We start from the raw sequence: 14,776 nt of genomic DNA, 5'->3' as shown, positions 1-14,776 counted from the left end.
GAATGCGATGAAGGCTAATCGAAAAGGCAGTAATAGCAGTAAAAGACTCTTTGCTTGGATTTGTGTGTGCGTGTTCTTCGTAGGCGTTGTTGGAGCCTCGATCTTCTATAAAACATCAGAAGCTTCCAATGATGAGGCTTATGTCATGCGGATTAACGAAACAGAGGTTGATTTGCGTGAGTTTAATTTGATTCTCTCCCAGGAGCGTGTCGCTACGGCGCAGTATTTTAAAAATAAATATCAAGCGACAATGAATGCCTCGTTCTGGAAGACGGATTACAGTGGTGTGAATCCGGCTGAATATGCAAAAGAGGCTGCGGTGGAACGATTAATCACATTAAAAGTTCAGCAGCAGCTTGCACGTGAACATGATATCGAGGTGCCCACGAGCTATGCAGATTTCGTGAAGCAGTGGCAACAAGAAAACGTACGTAGAAAGGCTGCCGTATCAGAGGGAAGTCCAATCTATGGCCCCACACAGTACGAAGAGTGGAATTATTACGACTATTTGCATTCGAATTGGATGATTGCGTTGAAAGATAAGATGAGGGACAAAGAACTAAGCGTAGGACAAGACGAGGTTCAAGCTGCTTATGAGACATGGAAAGAAACCCGATATCGACTGCCGGATGAAGTAACGATGAATATAATGACATTCCCTATCAGTCTTAAGGCGAAGGCGGAAGAAGCGGTGTCTATGATACAAAATGGTGCCTCTTTCGGGGACACACGCAAGAAATTCTCGGCTGATGTGCTGTTGCGAGGGCGGAATCAAGAGGGAATGAAGCTAGGAGCCAAAGGCTCAGAGGATCCATCCGCCATTGATGAGCTTCTCCTTACCGAATCTAGCAAGCTTACTAAGGGGGATGTTGTTCAATTAACGAACGGGAATAACATTTATGTACTGCAATTTATTGGGAAAATAGTGCAAGGCTATGTGAGTTTCGATGATGTGAAAGAAGCGATCAAAAGTGATCTTATGAAAAAACAATTCGATTTCATAATTGAGCAGTTGAAGAAGCAAGCGAAAGTTGAGCGCAATGAAAGTGTCTATAACCGAGTAGTGGTGAATTAGAAAGATAGGAAGGACGAAGAGATGATGAAGAGCAAATATCTGGATATGTTGGAGCTTAGCTTGGATGCGTATCCCATTGCCCATCTAGAGAAGCGACTGGCTGCTGACGGTCAGACCCGCTTGGATTTACATTCCTATTCGCGCATTCTTACCGTAGTCGCTTGTTTGATTCACGGGGGAAGACGACTGCAACTGGTACCGCTATGGGAACAAATCATGACAGATTGCTGCCTTGAAATTGTCACGATTCAGAGGGATTACCCTGCTGATTTTGCCATAAAGGAAGTGATGTTCGCTTATCATATGATGCATGAGACAGGAAGGCTCCGCGCGGATGATGTTATCCGCTGGGATACACTGCTGAGAGAAATTTGTCCAAGCCAACACTATAAATCGGTTGCTCGTGAAGATGTTCCCATCGAAAAGCTTCACAACATTAATGTTTATAATATGGTTGGTGAGTTTTTGCGTGAGAAAAGAGGACTTACTGATGTGACGTCTTATTTTGATCAACATTGGCCGATCCAGCTTGGCCGGTTCGATGAATCGACAGGCATGTATAAGGACCCAGGCTGCCCGATGCTCTATGACTTAACAACGCGCACTCATATTCAGCTGATGATTGGGCTGGGCTATGAGGGGAAATATGCTGAGCAACTCGATGGTTATTTGAAAAAAGGTGGGTTAACCACCTTATACACACAATCTGCCGCTTATGAATTTGCATTTGGAGGGAGAAGCAACCAATTCTTGTTCAACGAGGCGTTGGTCGCCGCGAATGCGGAATACGAGGCTGTTCGTTATGATCGTATGCATAACAGCGAACTTGCTGGTGCCTTCAAACGTTGCGCACACTTGGCAGTCACTTCTATTACACGTTGGCTGACCCAAGTTCCGCCGCGGCACATCAAAAACAATTTCCCTGTGGCTTCCAAGCATGGGACGGAAGAGTATGGTTACTATGATAAATATATGATTACGATGGGAGCTTTCTTAGCGATTGCCTATTGGTTCGCTGATGATGGGATACCAGAAGCAAGCTGCCCTGCAGAGGCAGGAGGCTATGTTTGGCAATCGCCGGAATGCTTTCATCAAATCGTTGCTAACGCAGGCGGGTACTCCTTACAAATTGACACCTCCGCCAATGCTAGTTACGATGCCACGGGGTTAGGAAGATTACATAAGCGAGGGGCACCAACGGAACTTGCCTTATCTACGCCACTGACAATCGGGGAGCACTATCAGATTAGCCCGGGTCTGGAACGAATCGCCGCGGCTATAGGTCCAGGCTGGCGAGGGGATAAAGAGTCGATCCAGTATCTGGCGGCATGCAGCGGTCTGGGGCATGAGCTTACGATCGTGAGTCAACAGGAAGATCTTGTTCATTTTAGTGTGACGTACACGGGGGATGGATTGGTTGGTTGTGATGCCGTCATAGAAACATATGAATTAGATGCGACAGGACTGCGTCTGAGATTCGAGCTGCTGGATTCGAAGCATGATGAAATTTATGTCCAAATCCCGTTGCTGGTGGATAACGGCGAAGATCGAACAACCATCACAGCGAATGAGGGAGACATTCGTGTTTCATTAGGTGAGTACGCGTATCGCATGAAAGCTTCGGATGATAGCGTTAGTGTGATATCGGAGAACTGCTATGGTAACCGAAATGGTGCTTATCGAATGGCGGTTCTACGTTTCCCGGGGAATAAGGCAGAGATACAATTGGAAATTATGTCTGGATAAATGAGAAGGGAGCGCGCAAGTCGAAAAAATCGACTTACGGGCTCCGAAAGCGCGAGCATCGCTCCCGTAAGTCGAAAAAATCGACTTACGCGCTGCCAGAGCTCAAGCATCGCCCCCGCAAGTCGAAAAAATCGACTTACAGGCTCCGAAAGCTCGAGCATCGCTCGCGCAAGTCGAAAAAATCGACTTACGCGCTCCGAAAGCTCAAGCATCGCTCGCGCAAGTCGAAAAAATCGACTTACGCGCTCCGAAAGCTCGAGCAGCGCTCCCGCAAGTCGAAAAAATCGACTTACGGGCTCCGAAAGCTCGAGCATCGCTCGCGTAAGTCGAAAAAATCGACTTACACGCTCCCAAGGCTCAACCTGCACTCCCGCAAGTCAGGTCGCTCTTTTCCAAGCTCTCCTGCGCCACGCAGCCTAATGTACCAATCCTGTGCCTTGGATTTTAACATGCGTTTCTACCTCGAACTTCACCTCTGGATATACGGACTGCCAGTACTCCCAATCCTTCTCTTTGCCAAAGTGTTGGCCCAAGTAGTGAAGCCCCAAGCCATACGGGTCAACCTTGGCATCTCTGATCTTGTAGAGGAGCGCCTCTACAGTTTGATTGACATGCTGCTCAAGCTGCGGTTGTACCTTGTGAATGTCTAAACCCAAAGTGCCCTGTTCAACCATGCCAGTCAGATGGAGTTGCATCTTAACAACGGGAATATCCGCTTTGGGAATCGAGATATGTTGGGTAACTTTCGCTACGTAGAAGGCGAGCGGTTTCTCATTATAAGTGATAGCGATCCCTGCCTTGCTGAACTCATTTGCACTCATATTATAAAGCTGTGTCTCCTGCGGATTGAGGACGAGACACTGGTTGCTTTTATTCAGCAAAGCAAGATGTTCAACGACGTAAGAATCACCATCAAAGCTAATGATTGGAAAATAGGGATCTAACCCTTTTTCCTTAAAGCGTCGGAAGGTGTCGAACAATAACTCAGTTACTGTGTAAGGAGAAACCGTTCCCTCTTTTCCGAAGGTGAGAAAAAAGGAGTTTCCCGCAAGTCTTTCGGTTGTTGGGTTGGATTCAAGCAGCTTACGTGCACTAGGTTCGGCGATGGCAGTATAAGAAATTAATTGAATGTCGCGTCTTCGGGTAAGCCAATTCAATGGCTCTTCGAGGGTTTTATTCGCTAAGTTAGCTCCGAATAAGAACATGCGGCAATGGCCGAAATCAAGCTCTTTATCGACATGTGCTTTGAGGTTCCTTACGGCTTCTGCAATACTTTTGGCTTCTTGGTGTTCGATCTGGCTTTCGGCGAGCCCCTCGCCGACTTTTGAAGCGGGAATAGCGAGCCGCAGTGTGACGAGATAAGGTTTATCCTCATTGCCTGTCCAATCGACACCCATGGCGACGACGAAGAAGCGCTTGTCAATATCCTTAAAGCTGCATCCGCCAAGACACGAACAGATAAGTAGAAGGGATAGACAGGTGAGAAATAGTTTATTTCTCATAGCTGGATCTGTTCCTTTTTTTGCTTCCATACGAAATACATCATGAGGAAAAGGAAATAGATTTCTAGGAAAAATCGAAGTATTAACCAGCCTTCGGAGAGATACTGATTTCGTTCCAGATTCATAACCCGCATGAAAAGAAGAGCAATGAAACCGATGCCTAATCCGAGCCATACGTTCACCCAAGGAGCAGGGTCTTCTTCAACTTCAATGGAGCCATTGATCATGTAGCGCAGCAACATAATCGTCGTGTGCCAGGTATTCATGACGAACAATAGTGATAGACCTGTGAAGAGGAGTAGAAAGGCAAACAAAACACGGTTAATAAACCCGTACTCGGTCACCATAGAATCCGCAGTCATACTCCATAGGTAAACATAATCCTCAACCCCAACTGTCCCATGAAAACCGATAGGCACAAAAAAAGTAATCAGCAGGAATAAAACACCGAATAACGGCACAATCCAGCGGAAATTAAATCTAAACCCCACTGTATACAGCCGATTGAAAATGAGGAGGCTGAGATAGCCAGAGAATAAGAAGGTAGAGGCTGCGATCGTTGTGAAAGAAGGAGGTTTATTCACATAGCCTGCCACATAGCGTATCGCATCCCAATTAATATTTTCATTGAAAATGGCTTTTATGATAAACAAAATGAGCATGGGGGAACTAAGAATAACCACGGTTTCATGAATGAATTGGACAGTCCTTGTAGATCGAGTGCAAGCCCACACGGCCGCGGTTGCCATGAGAAACAAATTCATATAGGGGTTGATATCTGGATAGAAGAACATACGAACCGTTTCTGAATAAGCATAAATCACGATAATGCCAGCTGGTAACCATAGGATTAGCGCAGCAAATAAGATATTGGCTTGCGTAAACCACCTGGGGGTATACCGATCACAGATCTCAGGAAAGCCGAGTCCCGGAAACCGCTCAAAGCATGCCATGGTACCAAGCGAAAGAATGGTGCCAATCACCATCGCGATAAGCATACCCGACACAGCACCATTGAACCGATCTCGGATCAGCAACGAGGGAACAAACATCATGATATTAATCATGCCGACATAGAGCACGTGATAGTAGGTATACCGCGACATGACTTATTTTGACCCCTTTCTAAGGTTATAGTGGTGTGCTTTCGCCTCAAGTTTGGGGATATAGAATGCCAGATAAGGTTGACCAAAGCTTCGAAGACTGCACCAATAGGAAATTAAGATGAAGCCTAGAACGACGACACCTAGTAACCCAAAGAATATGGCAGCTATGACAAAGATATATTTAACGAAGCGTACCGAGTAGCCAAAACCGTTATTAGGTATGACGAAATTGGAAATCGCAACAACGGAGGTCACGATAATCATAATGGAGCTGACTAACCCCGCCTGTTGGATGGATTGCCCCAGAATAAGACCCCCGACGGTTGTTGCGGTCGAGCCCACATAGCGTGGCAGCCTGAGGCTAGCCTCGTTCAAGGCTTCAATCATGAACAACATGATGAAGACTTCGATAAAGGACGGATAGGGGACGACAACACGGCTTCCTGCAATCGAAAGTGTCAATTGAACGCGAAGCACCTCAGGATTATAGGAGACAATTGCAATATACAGGGCTGGCAGTGTAATCGTTAAAAACATAGCCAAATAGCGAAGAATGAGTAAGCATTTGCTCATCCAATAGGATTCGTAGTCATCATCCATGGCATGCAGGAAATCAAAGAGCCGAACCGGAAGAATGAGCCCAAAGCGGCTGCCATCCTGAAGAAGAGCGATTTTACCGCGTTCCATCATGGCTGCGATACGATCCGGCCGCTCGGTTTGGATAATGACAGGGAAAAAACGATGTCTTCGTCCCGATAGCAATTGCGTAAGCTGGCCGGCCGCTTGGAGAAGTTTGATTTGTATGTTGGAAATCCGTTCATTTAATAATCCCAGAACATCTTCATTGACCAGATCTTTGTCATAAAGAACGGTAACGCGTGTGTTCGAAATTTGTCCAATCGTATGCGTTTCTACGCAAAGGGATGGCGCATTATAGCGCATCCGAACGAGGCTAATATTTAAATCCAAGTCTTCGGTTAAGGCACTTTGTGGTCCTTGAATCGCGACTTCGACCTGAACGGTGTCGGGCTTGTCCTGAAATTTCCGCTGCACGTCGTATCGATAAACTTGATCTTCAATTTGAAAAAGGACAGCCCCTTTAAGTAGCAAAGGTGTCCAATAATCGGATTGATCCACTAACCCAAAAGCTGGATTCGCGTTAAGCATCCGTTCGAATTCTTCCGGTTTAAAGCAATAAGAGTAAGGAATGGTTAATCCATTCTTGATTAAAGCAAGATCGCAGAGAGACGGGAAGTAGATCACTTCCATCGGCATATAGCCGTTGTCTAGGGTGTCATAGAATAGGTCAGCTGGATTGTTCAATTCAGCACGGATTTGTTCGATCATGCCAATTCCCCCAATTCCCCCAATTCCCTTACATTACCATGCGGTTTAGCGTGCCCTGAAAGGGGGGAGAATAAACAGAAGTGGAAGTTATCCTTGCAAATATTGTTCAAATCCAGTTCGCTGCGCATATTTCATTTGCATGCCTGGCCTATAAAATTGGTAATTGTTTCGACCTAGTTCTTTGGCGGCATACATGGCATGATCGGCATGTTTGAGCAATTGCTCCAAGGTTTCGCCATCGTTGGGATACATGGAAATCCCCATATTTGTAGATACGAAAATATCACCAATGTCCATACGGAAAGGTATTTTCAACAAGGTAATGATGGTTTGAGCTTGTTCAATTAGGGTTACTTGATTCCCTTGGGGAAGTAAGATGACGAATTCATCCCCGCTAAGTCGGAAGGCGGAGCCCTTCTCAGGTAAGCAACTCGTAAGTAAGGAAGCAAATTTATGTAAGGTTTGGTCCCCAACCAGGTGACCGAAATTGTCATTAATCCATTTGAAGCGGTAAATATCCAAATACAATACGCCTATGGTTTCCTGATGTCGCTGGGCATAAGATAGTGCGAGTTGGAACTGCTCATTAAATTGATTGCGATTCGGCAATCCAGTCAAATGATCGAAGTATGCTAACTGATGTATGAGTGCTTCGGATTTTCTTTTTTCAGTTAAATCTCTGAGGTAGGCCGTGAAAATCGTTTTTCCTCCATACATCATATTCGTGATGATAATTTCTGCAGGAAAGGTCGTGCGATTAGCGCGGTATGCTGTAATTTCAAATCGTTTGCCGATGACGGAATCAGCCTTTTGACTTAAAAGCTGATACAATAAAGCAGCTTCTTGTCCGTTTTGATCGAAGGGGAATAGAAGATCGAAAAACGTACGTTTCAGCGCTTCTTGGCGCGTGTAACCGAAGATCGTTTCTGCCGCAGGGTTGAATTCAATAATCCAGCCTTGCGATTTAAACATGAAAATACAGTCAATAGCTGATTCCAAAATGGAAGCTTTGAGCGCAATCTGTTCAGATAGTCGTCGATCTACGGATAAAGAACTAATGAAACTGATTGCAAAGATGAGCAAGGCTCCGAAGGCCACGTACATAGCTACGACGTAGAAGTCCATATTTATCGCATTGCCACTATGAGAATGGGTTTCCGTAGGGAACGACATGACAGCAGCTACCATGCCCATATAATGCATGCCAGTAATTGCGGCACCCATAATCAAAGTGCTCATTAACAGTCTCTGATGGTTGCGTTTAAAAAAGAAATAGAGTGCTGTGATGGAAGCGAAGATGGCAATTATAATGGATAGTATGAACGGTACGGGCTTGTATTGAATCGTCACATTTTGTAGAGCTGCCATACCGATATAATGCATGCCACTGATCGCGAGTCCCATGATGGTACCCCCAATAAGGAAGCTGGAACGAATCGAGCCTGCTTGAAAGGCGACGAGGAGACCAATTAGTGCCCCACCGACCGCCACAAGAACAGAGATACTGACGATTGATATATGATACGTGATGCCACTAGGCAAATGATAAGCCAGCATCGCGATGAAATGCATAGACCATATGCCTACACCCATGACAAGGGCACTACACAGAATCCAGCTTTTCTGGTGCCATCCGACTGAATTGGACACCTTCCGAGCTAAATTTAAAGCCGTGTAAGACGCAAGCAACGCAATAACAAAAGAAAGCAGAACTAGGACATAATTATAACTTTCCGATAGCGAATGATGCATGAGAGCCCTCCTACCCGTTTCCCAGAATAAAAAAAGGATCATCCCGAATAAAGGATCATCCCTTTTTATTCGGCAACCTGTCAACCATAGCATTCGGGTAAGGAATGCGTTAGGCCATGGCTTTGCGTCTCATCGTTTCCGATGATTTGCCTTTTCAATTTGATCGTCACATAGAGGCATAATACCCACTAAATCTATTACTATTTAATCATTATAGAGTAGGGAAAAAATAACTGTATATAGCGATAATTGCGGGCTTTTGTCGAATTCGATAAAGAAAGGTAAAGTTGACCCATTTATTTACTTTATAGGTAAAATACAAGGAAATGGCACGATTCATCAGATAAAGCCTTGTGTTAACCTTAGGGCCAGTGCTGCAAGGCGTAGATATCTCTGTAGTTTTTGACATGGCGGTTAGAAGAAGGAAAGTCAATGGATGGATTAGCAATATCAGGAGCAGGATAAAGAAGATGGCATGATTGGAAGTAATTTGCACCTAATAATGACTATTGTAAGACTTCTTCAACGCACTTCTTGTCGTATGGCTTATAACTATCATATAATAGTAAGTAATAATTTTCGTTTGGCTTATTAATGATCTGGAAAAGGTGTCTCATTAGGCCGCGACCTGGCTTGCTGTAACGCTTAAGCAGGCGCGCCTTTATCTTTTCTGCAAACTTCAGGGTATAAGGATGGTAAAAATGAGCAACAGACAAACTAAAACAGACGTCATTTTGATTGGTGCTGGCATCATGAGTGCGACTTTAGGTACACTGCTGAAAGAATTAGTGCCGGAATGGGAAATTAAAGTCTTTGAGAAACTTGAAAATGCTGGTGAGGAAAGCTCTAACGAATGGAATAATGCGGGTACAGGCCACGCGGCACTGTGCGAGCTTAACTACACGTCTGAGAAATCAGACGGATCTGTAGATATAAGTAAAGCTATCCAAATTAATGAACAGTTTCAGCATTCTATGCAGTTTTGGTCCTATCTTGTAAACAGCAAGCTTATCCAAGATCCTCAGGACTTTATCATGCCACTGCCTCATATGAGTATGGTTCTTGGGAATCAAAATGTATCGTTTTTAAGAAAACGTTATGAAGCCATGTCGAACAACTCCTTGTTCAAAGGAATGGAATTCTCTGATGATCCCAAGAAATTAATGGAATGGATTCCACTTATTATCAAGGATCGTCCATCGAATGAACCAATCGCGGCAACCAAAATTGACTCCGGTACGGACGTTAACTTTGGCGCTTTAACGCGTATACTATTTGAACATTTACAGAAGAAGAACGTTGATATTAAATATAAACACAGTGTTGATAATCTAAGACGTACTGGCGATGGCTCGTGGGAATTGAAAATACGCAATATCAACAGCGGCAGTGTTGAGCGCCATACGGCTAAATTTGTATTTATCGGTGGTGGAGGTGGAAGCCTGCATCTTCTGCAAAAGTCCGGTATTCCTGAAGGCCGAAATATTGGAGGCTTCCCAGTTAGCGGAATATTCATGGTGTGTAATAATCCAAGTGTTGTCGCACAGCATCATGCCAAAGTTTACGGTAAAGCGAAGCTTGGAGCTCCGCCAATGTCTGTACCGCATCTGGATACGCGATTCATTGAAAATAAAAAATCGTTATTGTTTGGACCTTTTGCCGGGTTCTCACCAAAGTTTCTTAAAACAGGTTCCATGTTTGATTTGGTAACTTCAGTTAAACCGAATAACCTAGTGACGATGTTGTCGGCAGGTGCCAAGAACATGTCATTGACCAAATACCTCATCGAGCAAGTCATGTTATCGAAAGAGAAACGAATGGAAGAACTGCGGGAGTTTATCCCTAGTGCCAAAAGTGAAGATTGGGATCTTGTTGTAGCTGGTCAACGTGTACAAGTCATTAAAGATACAGCTGCTGGCAAAGGAACACTGCAATTTGGTACAGAAGTCATTAGTTCAGCTGACGGCTCATTAGCAGCTTTGCTCGGCGCTTCTCCAGGAGCTTCTACGGCAGTATCGGTTATGCTTGAGCTAGTATCGAAATGTTTCCCAGAGCGTATTAAAGAATGGGAACCGAAAATCAAAGAAATGATACCGAGTTATGGTGTGTCACTTCTGAAGCATCCAGAGCTTATTGATGAAATTCATTCTTCAACAACTCGGATTCTTGGTCTGAGCGAAAAGAAAACGTTACAGGCAGCACGTCAAACTTAATGATTTGTTATAACTTTGAATAAACGGCACAAACAGGCTGTAATCCGACAAGGGCGTCGGGATTGCGGCCTGTTTTTTTATATATAACTTAGTTAATGATAGTAAGTAATTCACAATAATAGACTCCCAAAATAACCCAATCTTATAAACTATTGAAAAATATGTGCTTTTACTAGGGTGAATGTACAAGAGTTAGGGGTGCATTTTGATTATATTATATAGATCTCAAAAACTATTGAATAGGGAGGAAAAGACATTGCCAACAAAACGGTCACAAGTTGAAAGTCTACTAAATCAACTCGATATCGAAGATATTGAGAAGCTCAAGATTGAGTACTACAACGAACAAAAAGTAAAGTTAGAACTAGATGAAGATCTGGGACCAGTTGAAAGACAACTAATGATTACACAGTTTTTGGACAGCATCAATTGGTTTTTCGCAAAGGAATTTGAAGTTCAGATGTATGACGGGTCTGAAATGGAAATGGAATTTGAAGAAGGTGGCGAAACAGGAGCAACAGGCCCAACAGGAGCGACAGGTGCAACAGGAGCAACAGGTGCGACAGGATCGACAGGAGCAACAGGAGGAACTGGAGCAACTGGAGCAACTGGAGGAACAGGATCAACAGGAGGAACTGGAGCGACAGGAGCAACAGGAGCGACTGGTACTGCAGGTTTAGCAGGAGCTACGGGTGCAACAGGAGCAACTGGTATTACAGGTGCAACTGGTCTTACAGGTGCAACAGGAGCTTCAGGTATTACCGGAGCGACTGGAGCGACTGGCGCAACTGGTATTACGGGTGCAAGTGGAGCTACAGGTATGACAGGTATCACTGGAGCATCCGGAATCACTGGTGCAACAGGGGCTACAGGAGCAACAGGAGCTACAGGTGGAACAGGAGCAACGGGTGCAACTGGTGAAACAGGAGCTCCAGGCCCTGAAGGTGGTGCAACTGGCGCAACAGGAGCAACAGGAGCAACAGGAGCAACTGGAGATACAGGAGCAACAGGAGATGCAGGGGTAACAGGAGCGACTGGAGAAACTGGCCCAATTGGCCCAACAGGACCAACGGGTGCAACAGGAACTGCAGGTTTAACAGGAGCAACAGGTGCGACTGGAGGAACAGGCCCAACAGGAGCAACAGGTGTAACAGGAACTGCAGGATTAACTGGCCCAGCAGGATCAACAGGTCCAACAGGTGCAACAGGAGCAACAGGTGCAACAGGAACTGCAGGTTTAACAGGAGCAACAGGTGCGACTGGAGGAACTGGCCCAACAGGAGCAACGGGTGCAACAGGAACTGCAGGTTTAACAGGAGCAACAGGTGCGACTGGAGGAACTGGCCCAACAGGATCTACAGGTGCAACTGGTGATGCTGGTTTAGCAGGAGCAACAGGTGCGACTGGAGGAACTGGCCCAACAGGACCAACGGGTGCAACAGGAACTGCAGGTTTAACAGGAGCAACAGGTGCGACTGGAGGAACTGGCCCAACAGGACCAACGGGTGCAACAGGAACTGCAGGTTTAACAGGAGCAACAGGTGCGACTGGTGGGACAGGCCCAACAGGACCGACAGGTGCAACAGGTGACGCTGGTCTAGCAGGAGCAACCGGAGCGACTGGAGTAACTGGTCCAACAGGCCCAACAGGACTAACGGGTGCAACAGGAACTGCAGGTCTAGCAGGAGCGACTGGTGGAACAGGTCCAACAGGACCTACGGGTGCAACTGGAGCAACAGGAGATGCAGGATTAGCTGGAGCAACAGGAGCAACAGGTTTAACAGGAGCAACAGGTTCTACTGGAGCAACAGGAGCGACAGGAGCAACAGGTTTAACAGGAGCAACAGGTTCTACTGGGGCTACTGGAGCCACAGGTATTACAGGCGCTACTGGCACAACCGGAGCAACTGGTGCAACTGGTGCAACTGGTGCAACAGGAGAGGGAGCTATTGTTCCTTTCGCATCCGGCTTACCTGTTACGTTAACAACAATTGCAGGCGGTTTGGTCGGTACGACAAGTTTAGTTGCTTTTGGTACTAGTACAGCAGGTGTTTCTCTGATTGGTGGTCTCATTGATACGGTGGCTGTTGCCAATATGGCCTTCTCCGTACCGCGTGATGGCACGATTACCTCGATGGCTGCATTCTTGAGTAATACAGTTGCACTTGCTCTAGTTGGCACAACGATTACTGTAACAGCACAATTGTATGAATCAACTGCACCAGATAACTCGTTCTCGCCTATCCTGGGAACAGCAGTCACACTTGCTCCAGCTCTCACCGGAGCAGTAGCTATTGGAACTGTCTCAGATGGTTTATTAACAGGGCTTTCCATACCAGTTACTGCTGGCACACGACTGCTCATGGTATTCTCTTGTTCGGCTACTGGCTTGACACTGATTAATACAGTTGTTGGTTATGCAAGCGGTGGCGTTAATATCGTATAACACATTGCACGCAGAATTAGTGGAAAGAGGCATCCCTTTAAAGGGTGCTTCTTTTTATTGGAGTTTGAATAAAACTAATCTTTCCATAGACCATGTACATACTTGGAAATAGAATGGAAATAGAATAAGATGCATGTGAAATTAAACTTAAAGGAATGAAACCAATTGACTCAAGAAGAAGTGCTGCAAGGCGGTAATGTAAATCACATTGTCCGCAAGGAGAATACGGTTCGCCGACCCATAGGCTATTGGAGTGCGAATGTGCATGAATTACTCCTACATTTAGAAAAACAAGGATTTGAAGCAGCGCCAAGATTTCTTGGAATCGATGACTCTGGTCGTGAAATAGTAACGTTTATAACGGGAGAAGTTCCGGGGAACAATTATCCAAAGCTTGACCCATACATGTGGTCGGACGAAACTTTACGGGGTTTGGCCTGCCTCTTGCGTCGTTTCCATGATGCGACTACAGCTTTCATTCCTAATACGGAGGCAAGATGGCAGCTTAGTTATCCTGATGTTACTGATCACGAAGTGATCTGTCATAATGACGCGGCGTTGTATAATGTTGCTTTTCAAAATGGAGCTCCTGTGGCGCTAATTGATTTTGATATGGCGGGTCCAGGTCCGCGCATGTGGGACATTGCTTACTCTCTATACACATCGGTTCCGCTTGCGAGTTTCGCAGCAGACCCATCTTCAGGAACAATAGCGGCCTACCAATGTGACATACATGCCTCAGAGCGCCGTCGGCGAATTCAATTATTCTTTGAATCTTATGGAATTCCGGTCCCTGCTAATCTGCAACAGTGGATTATTCAACGGTTAATTGTACTATGTGATACGCTGAGAAATGGTGCTGCAGACGGGAATCCTGCTTTTCAAAAAATGGTGGATGAGGGTCACTTGGCGCACTATGAGAGAGAAATTCGTTTTGTGACAGAGCATTTCGAAGAATGGATATAAAGTTGGCCGGGAAACACCATGTTATAGTCAAGTATTCCCTATTCCCTCTGACGGTTAACGGAGCTCCAACGAACGTCGTCATAGGGAAGTTATTGCTTATACATGCTATAGCATGTATAATACGGAGTGAATCAGGCTGAGTACCAAAGGAGAGAACGATGGAGCTATTCGAAATTACAGGATTCCAGGTTAATCGTACGAATGTCAAAATGAACAATTACTTTACCAAACAATTAAAGCAGTTTGAAATTACTCCTGAACAATGGGGGATTCTTAGTGTTCTTGACAGTGATAAAGCAACGACTCAAAAAGATCTAACGGAAACGATCGACCGGGATCAGACGACGATTGTTCGAATGATTCATTCCTTAGAAAAAAAAGATATCGTAAAACGCGTAGTAAATGATACGGATAAACGATCACATAACTTATACTTAACCGCTAAAGGAGTAAGTTTGAAATCAAAGGTTCTTCCCGTTGTGCTCGAAGCCCATAATCATGTGACCAGATATTTGAGCATATCTGAAATCAATGAGTTGAAAGTTATTCTTGAAAAGCTATACGCGAGTGTGAAAGATGAATAATTTGAAAGGAGGTGAGTAGTTAGAAAGAGGTAGATTCGT

The 14,776-nt window shown here is 45.2% G+C and carries 10 protein-coding genes, 1 pseudogene and 1 riboswitch; of the genes and pseudogenes, 6 read left to right on the top strand and 5 right to left on the bottom strand.

Features of this window, described 5'->3' with window-relative positions; genetic code table 11:
* Positions 1 to 7 precede the first annotated feature (7 nt).
* Together AC58QM_RS14860 and AC58QM_RS14855 are read left to right on the top strand one after the other, a co-directional pair.
* Positions 8 to 1,075, top strand: coding sequence for a peptidylprolyl isomerase (locus AC58QM_RS14860; RefSeq protein WP_497285185.1), 1,068 nt, complete (start codon positions 8 to 10; stop codon positions 1,073 to 1,075).
* Positions 1,076 to 1,096: 21 nt separating this feature from the next.
* Positions 1,097 to 2,821 (top strand): hypothetical protein, encoded by a 1,725-nt coding sequence (locus AC58QM_RS14855; protein WP_497285183.1) that lies wholly within the window; start codon positions 1,097 to 1,099, stop codon positions 2,819 to 2,821.
* Here AC58QM_RS14855 and AC58QM_RS14850 read toward each other — a convergent pair.
* The 5 genes from AC58QM_RS14850 to AC58QM_RS14830 form a co-directional block, all read right to left on the bottom strand.
* Entirely contained in the window at positions 2,752 to 3,189 is a 438-nt protein-coding gene (locus AC58QM_RS14850; RefSeq protein WP_497285181.1) for a hypothetical protein, read from the bottom strand. The two genes, AC58QM_RS14855 and AC58QM_RS14850, sit on opposite strands and share 70 nt — an antisense overlap.
* A gap of 48 nt (positions 3,190 to 3,237) precedes the next feature.
* Entirely contained in the window at positions 3,238 to 4,353 is a 1,116-nt protein-coding gene (locus AC58QM_RS14845) for a Ger(x)C family spore germination protein (protein ID WP_497285179.1), read from the bottom strand.
* Positions 4,320 to 5,429 (bottom strand): hypothetical protein, encoded by a 1,110-nt coding sequence (locus AC58QM_RS14840; RefSeq protein WP_497285177.1) that lies wholly within the window; start codon positions 5,427 to 5,429, stop codon positions 4,320 to 4,322. The genes AC58QM_RS14845 and AC58QM_RS14840 overlap by 34 nt, the downstream gene beginning before the upstream one ends.
* Before the next feature lie 3 nt (positions 5,430 to 5,432).
* Positions 5,433 to 6,776 carry a spore germination protein gene (locus tag AC58QM_RS14835; protein ID WP_497285175.1) on the bottom strand — a complete coding sequence of 448 codons (1,344 nt, stop codon included), beginning with the start codon at positions 6,774 to 6,776 and terminating at the stop codon, positions 5,433 to 5,435.
* An 87-nt stretch (positions 6,777 to 6,863) separates the two neighbouring features.
* On the bottom strand, positions 6,864 to 8,528 hold the full coding sequence (locus AC58QM_RS14830; RefSeq protein WP_497285173.1) for a diguanylate cyclase domain-containing protein: 1,665 nt from the start codon (positions 8,526 to 8,528) through the stop codon (positions 6,864 to 6,866).
* A 68-nt stretch (positions 8,529 to 8,596) separates the two neighbouring features.
* A riboswitch (cyclic di-GMP riboswitch) is annotated at positions 8,597 to 8,689 on the bottom strand.
* 498 nt (positions 8,690 to 9,187) lie between these two features.
* On the opposite strand from AC58QM_RS14830, the pseudogene AC58QM_RS14825 reads away from it, so the two are divergent.
* From AC58QM_RS14825 to AC58QM_RS14810, 4 genes and pseudogenes are all read left to right on the top strand, one after another.
* Positions 9,188 to 10,741 (top strand): annotated as a pseudogene (locus AC58QM_RS14825) (malate:quinone oxidoreductase); the annotation flags it as partial.
* A gap of 820 nt (positions 10,742 to 11,561) precedes the next feature.
* The gene (locus AC58QM_RS14820; protein ID WP_497285316.1) at positions 11,562 to 13,187 is read left to right on the top strand and encodes an exosporium glycoprotein BclB-related protein; all 1,626 of its coding nucleotides are present in this window, start codon (positions 11,562 to 11,564) and stop codon (positions 13,185 to 13,187) included.
* Between the two features lie 165 nt (positions 13,188 to 13,352).
* The gene (locus tag AC58QM_RS14815) at positions 13,353 to 14,153 is read left to right on the top strand and encodes a phosphotransferase (protein WP_497285171.1); all 801 of its coding nucleotides are present in this window, start codon (positions 13,353 to 13,355) and stop codon (positions 14,151 to 14,153) included.
* A gap of 158 nt (positions 14,154 to 14,311) precedes the next feature.
* Positions 14,312 to 14,737, top strand: coding sequence for a MarR family winged helix-turn-helix transcriptional regulator (locus tag AC58QM_RS14810; protein ID WP_497285169.1), 426 nt, complete (start codon positions 14,312 to 14,314; stop codon positions 14,735 to 14,737).
* Positions 14,738 to 14,776: the final 39 nt, after the last annotated feature.

It is taken from the genome of Paenibacillus sp. J22P165 (genome assembly GCF_059692015.1).
This window is presented reverse-complemented; position numbering and strand designations above follow the sequence as displayed.

What these genes read in the sequence shown, in the direction of transcription:
- AC58QM_RS14810 (WP_497285169.1), top strand. Translation starts at nt 14,312, where the DNA reads ATGGAGCTATTCGAAATTACAGGATTCCAGGTTAATCGTACGAATGTC.
- AC58QM_RS14820 (WP_497285316.1), top strand. Translation starts at nt 11,562, where the DNA reads ATGACAGGTATCACTGGAGCATCCGGAATCACTGGTGCAACAGGGGCT.
- AC58QM_RS14830 (WP_497285173.1), bottom strand. Translation starts at nt 8,528, where the DNA reads ATGCATCATTCGCTATCGGAAAGTTATAATTATGTCCTAGTTCTGCTT.
- AC58QM_RS14835 (WP_497285175.1), bottom strand. Translation starts at nt 6,776, where the DNA reads ATGATCGAACAAATCCGTGCTGAATTGAACAATCCAGCTGACCTATTC.
- AC58QM_RS14840 (WP_497285177.1), bottom strand. Translation starts at nt 5,429, where the DNA reads ATGTCGCGGTATACCTACTATCACGTGCTCTATGTCGGCATGATTAAT.
- AC58QM_RS14845 (WP_497285179.1), bottom strand. Translation starts at nt 4,353, where the DNA reads ATGGAAGCAAAAAAAGGAACAGATCCAGCTATGAGAAATAAACTATTT.
- AC58QM_RS14855 (WP_497285183.1), top strand. Translation starts at nt 1,097, where the DNA reads ATGATGAAGAGCAAATATCTGGATATGTTGGAGCTTAGCTTGGATGCG.
- AC58QM_RS14860 (WP_497285185.1), top strand. Translation starts at nt 8, where the DNA reads ATGAAGGCTAATCGAAAAGGCAGTAATAGCAGTAAAAGACTCTTTGCT.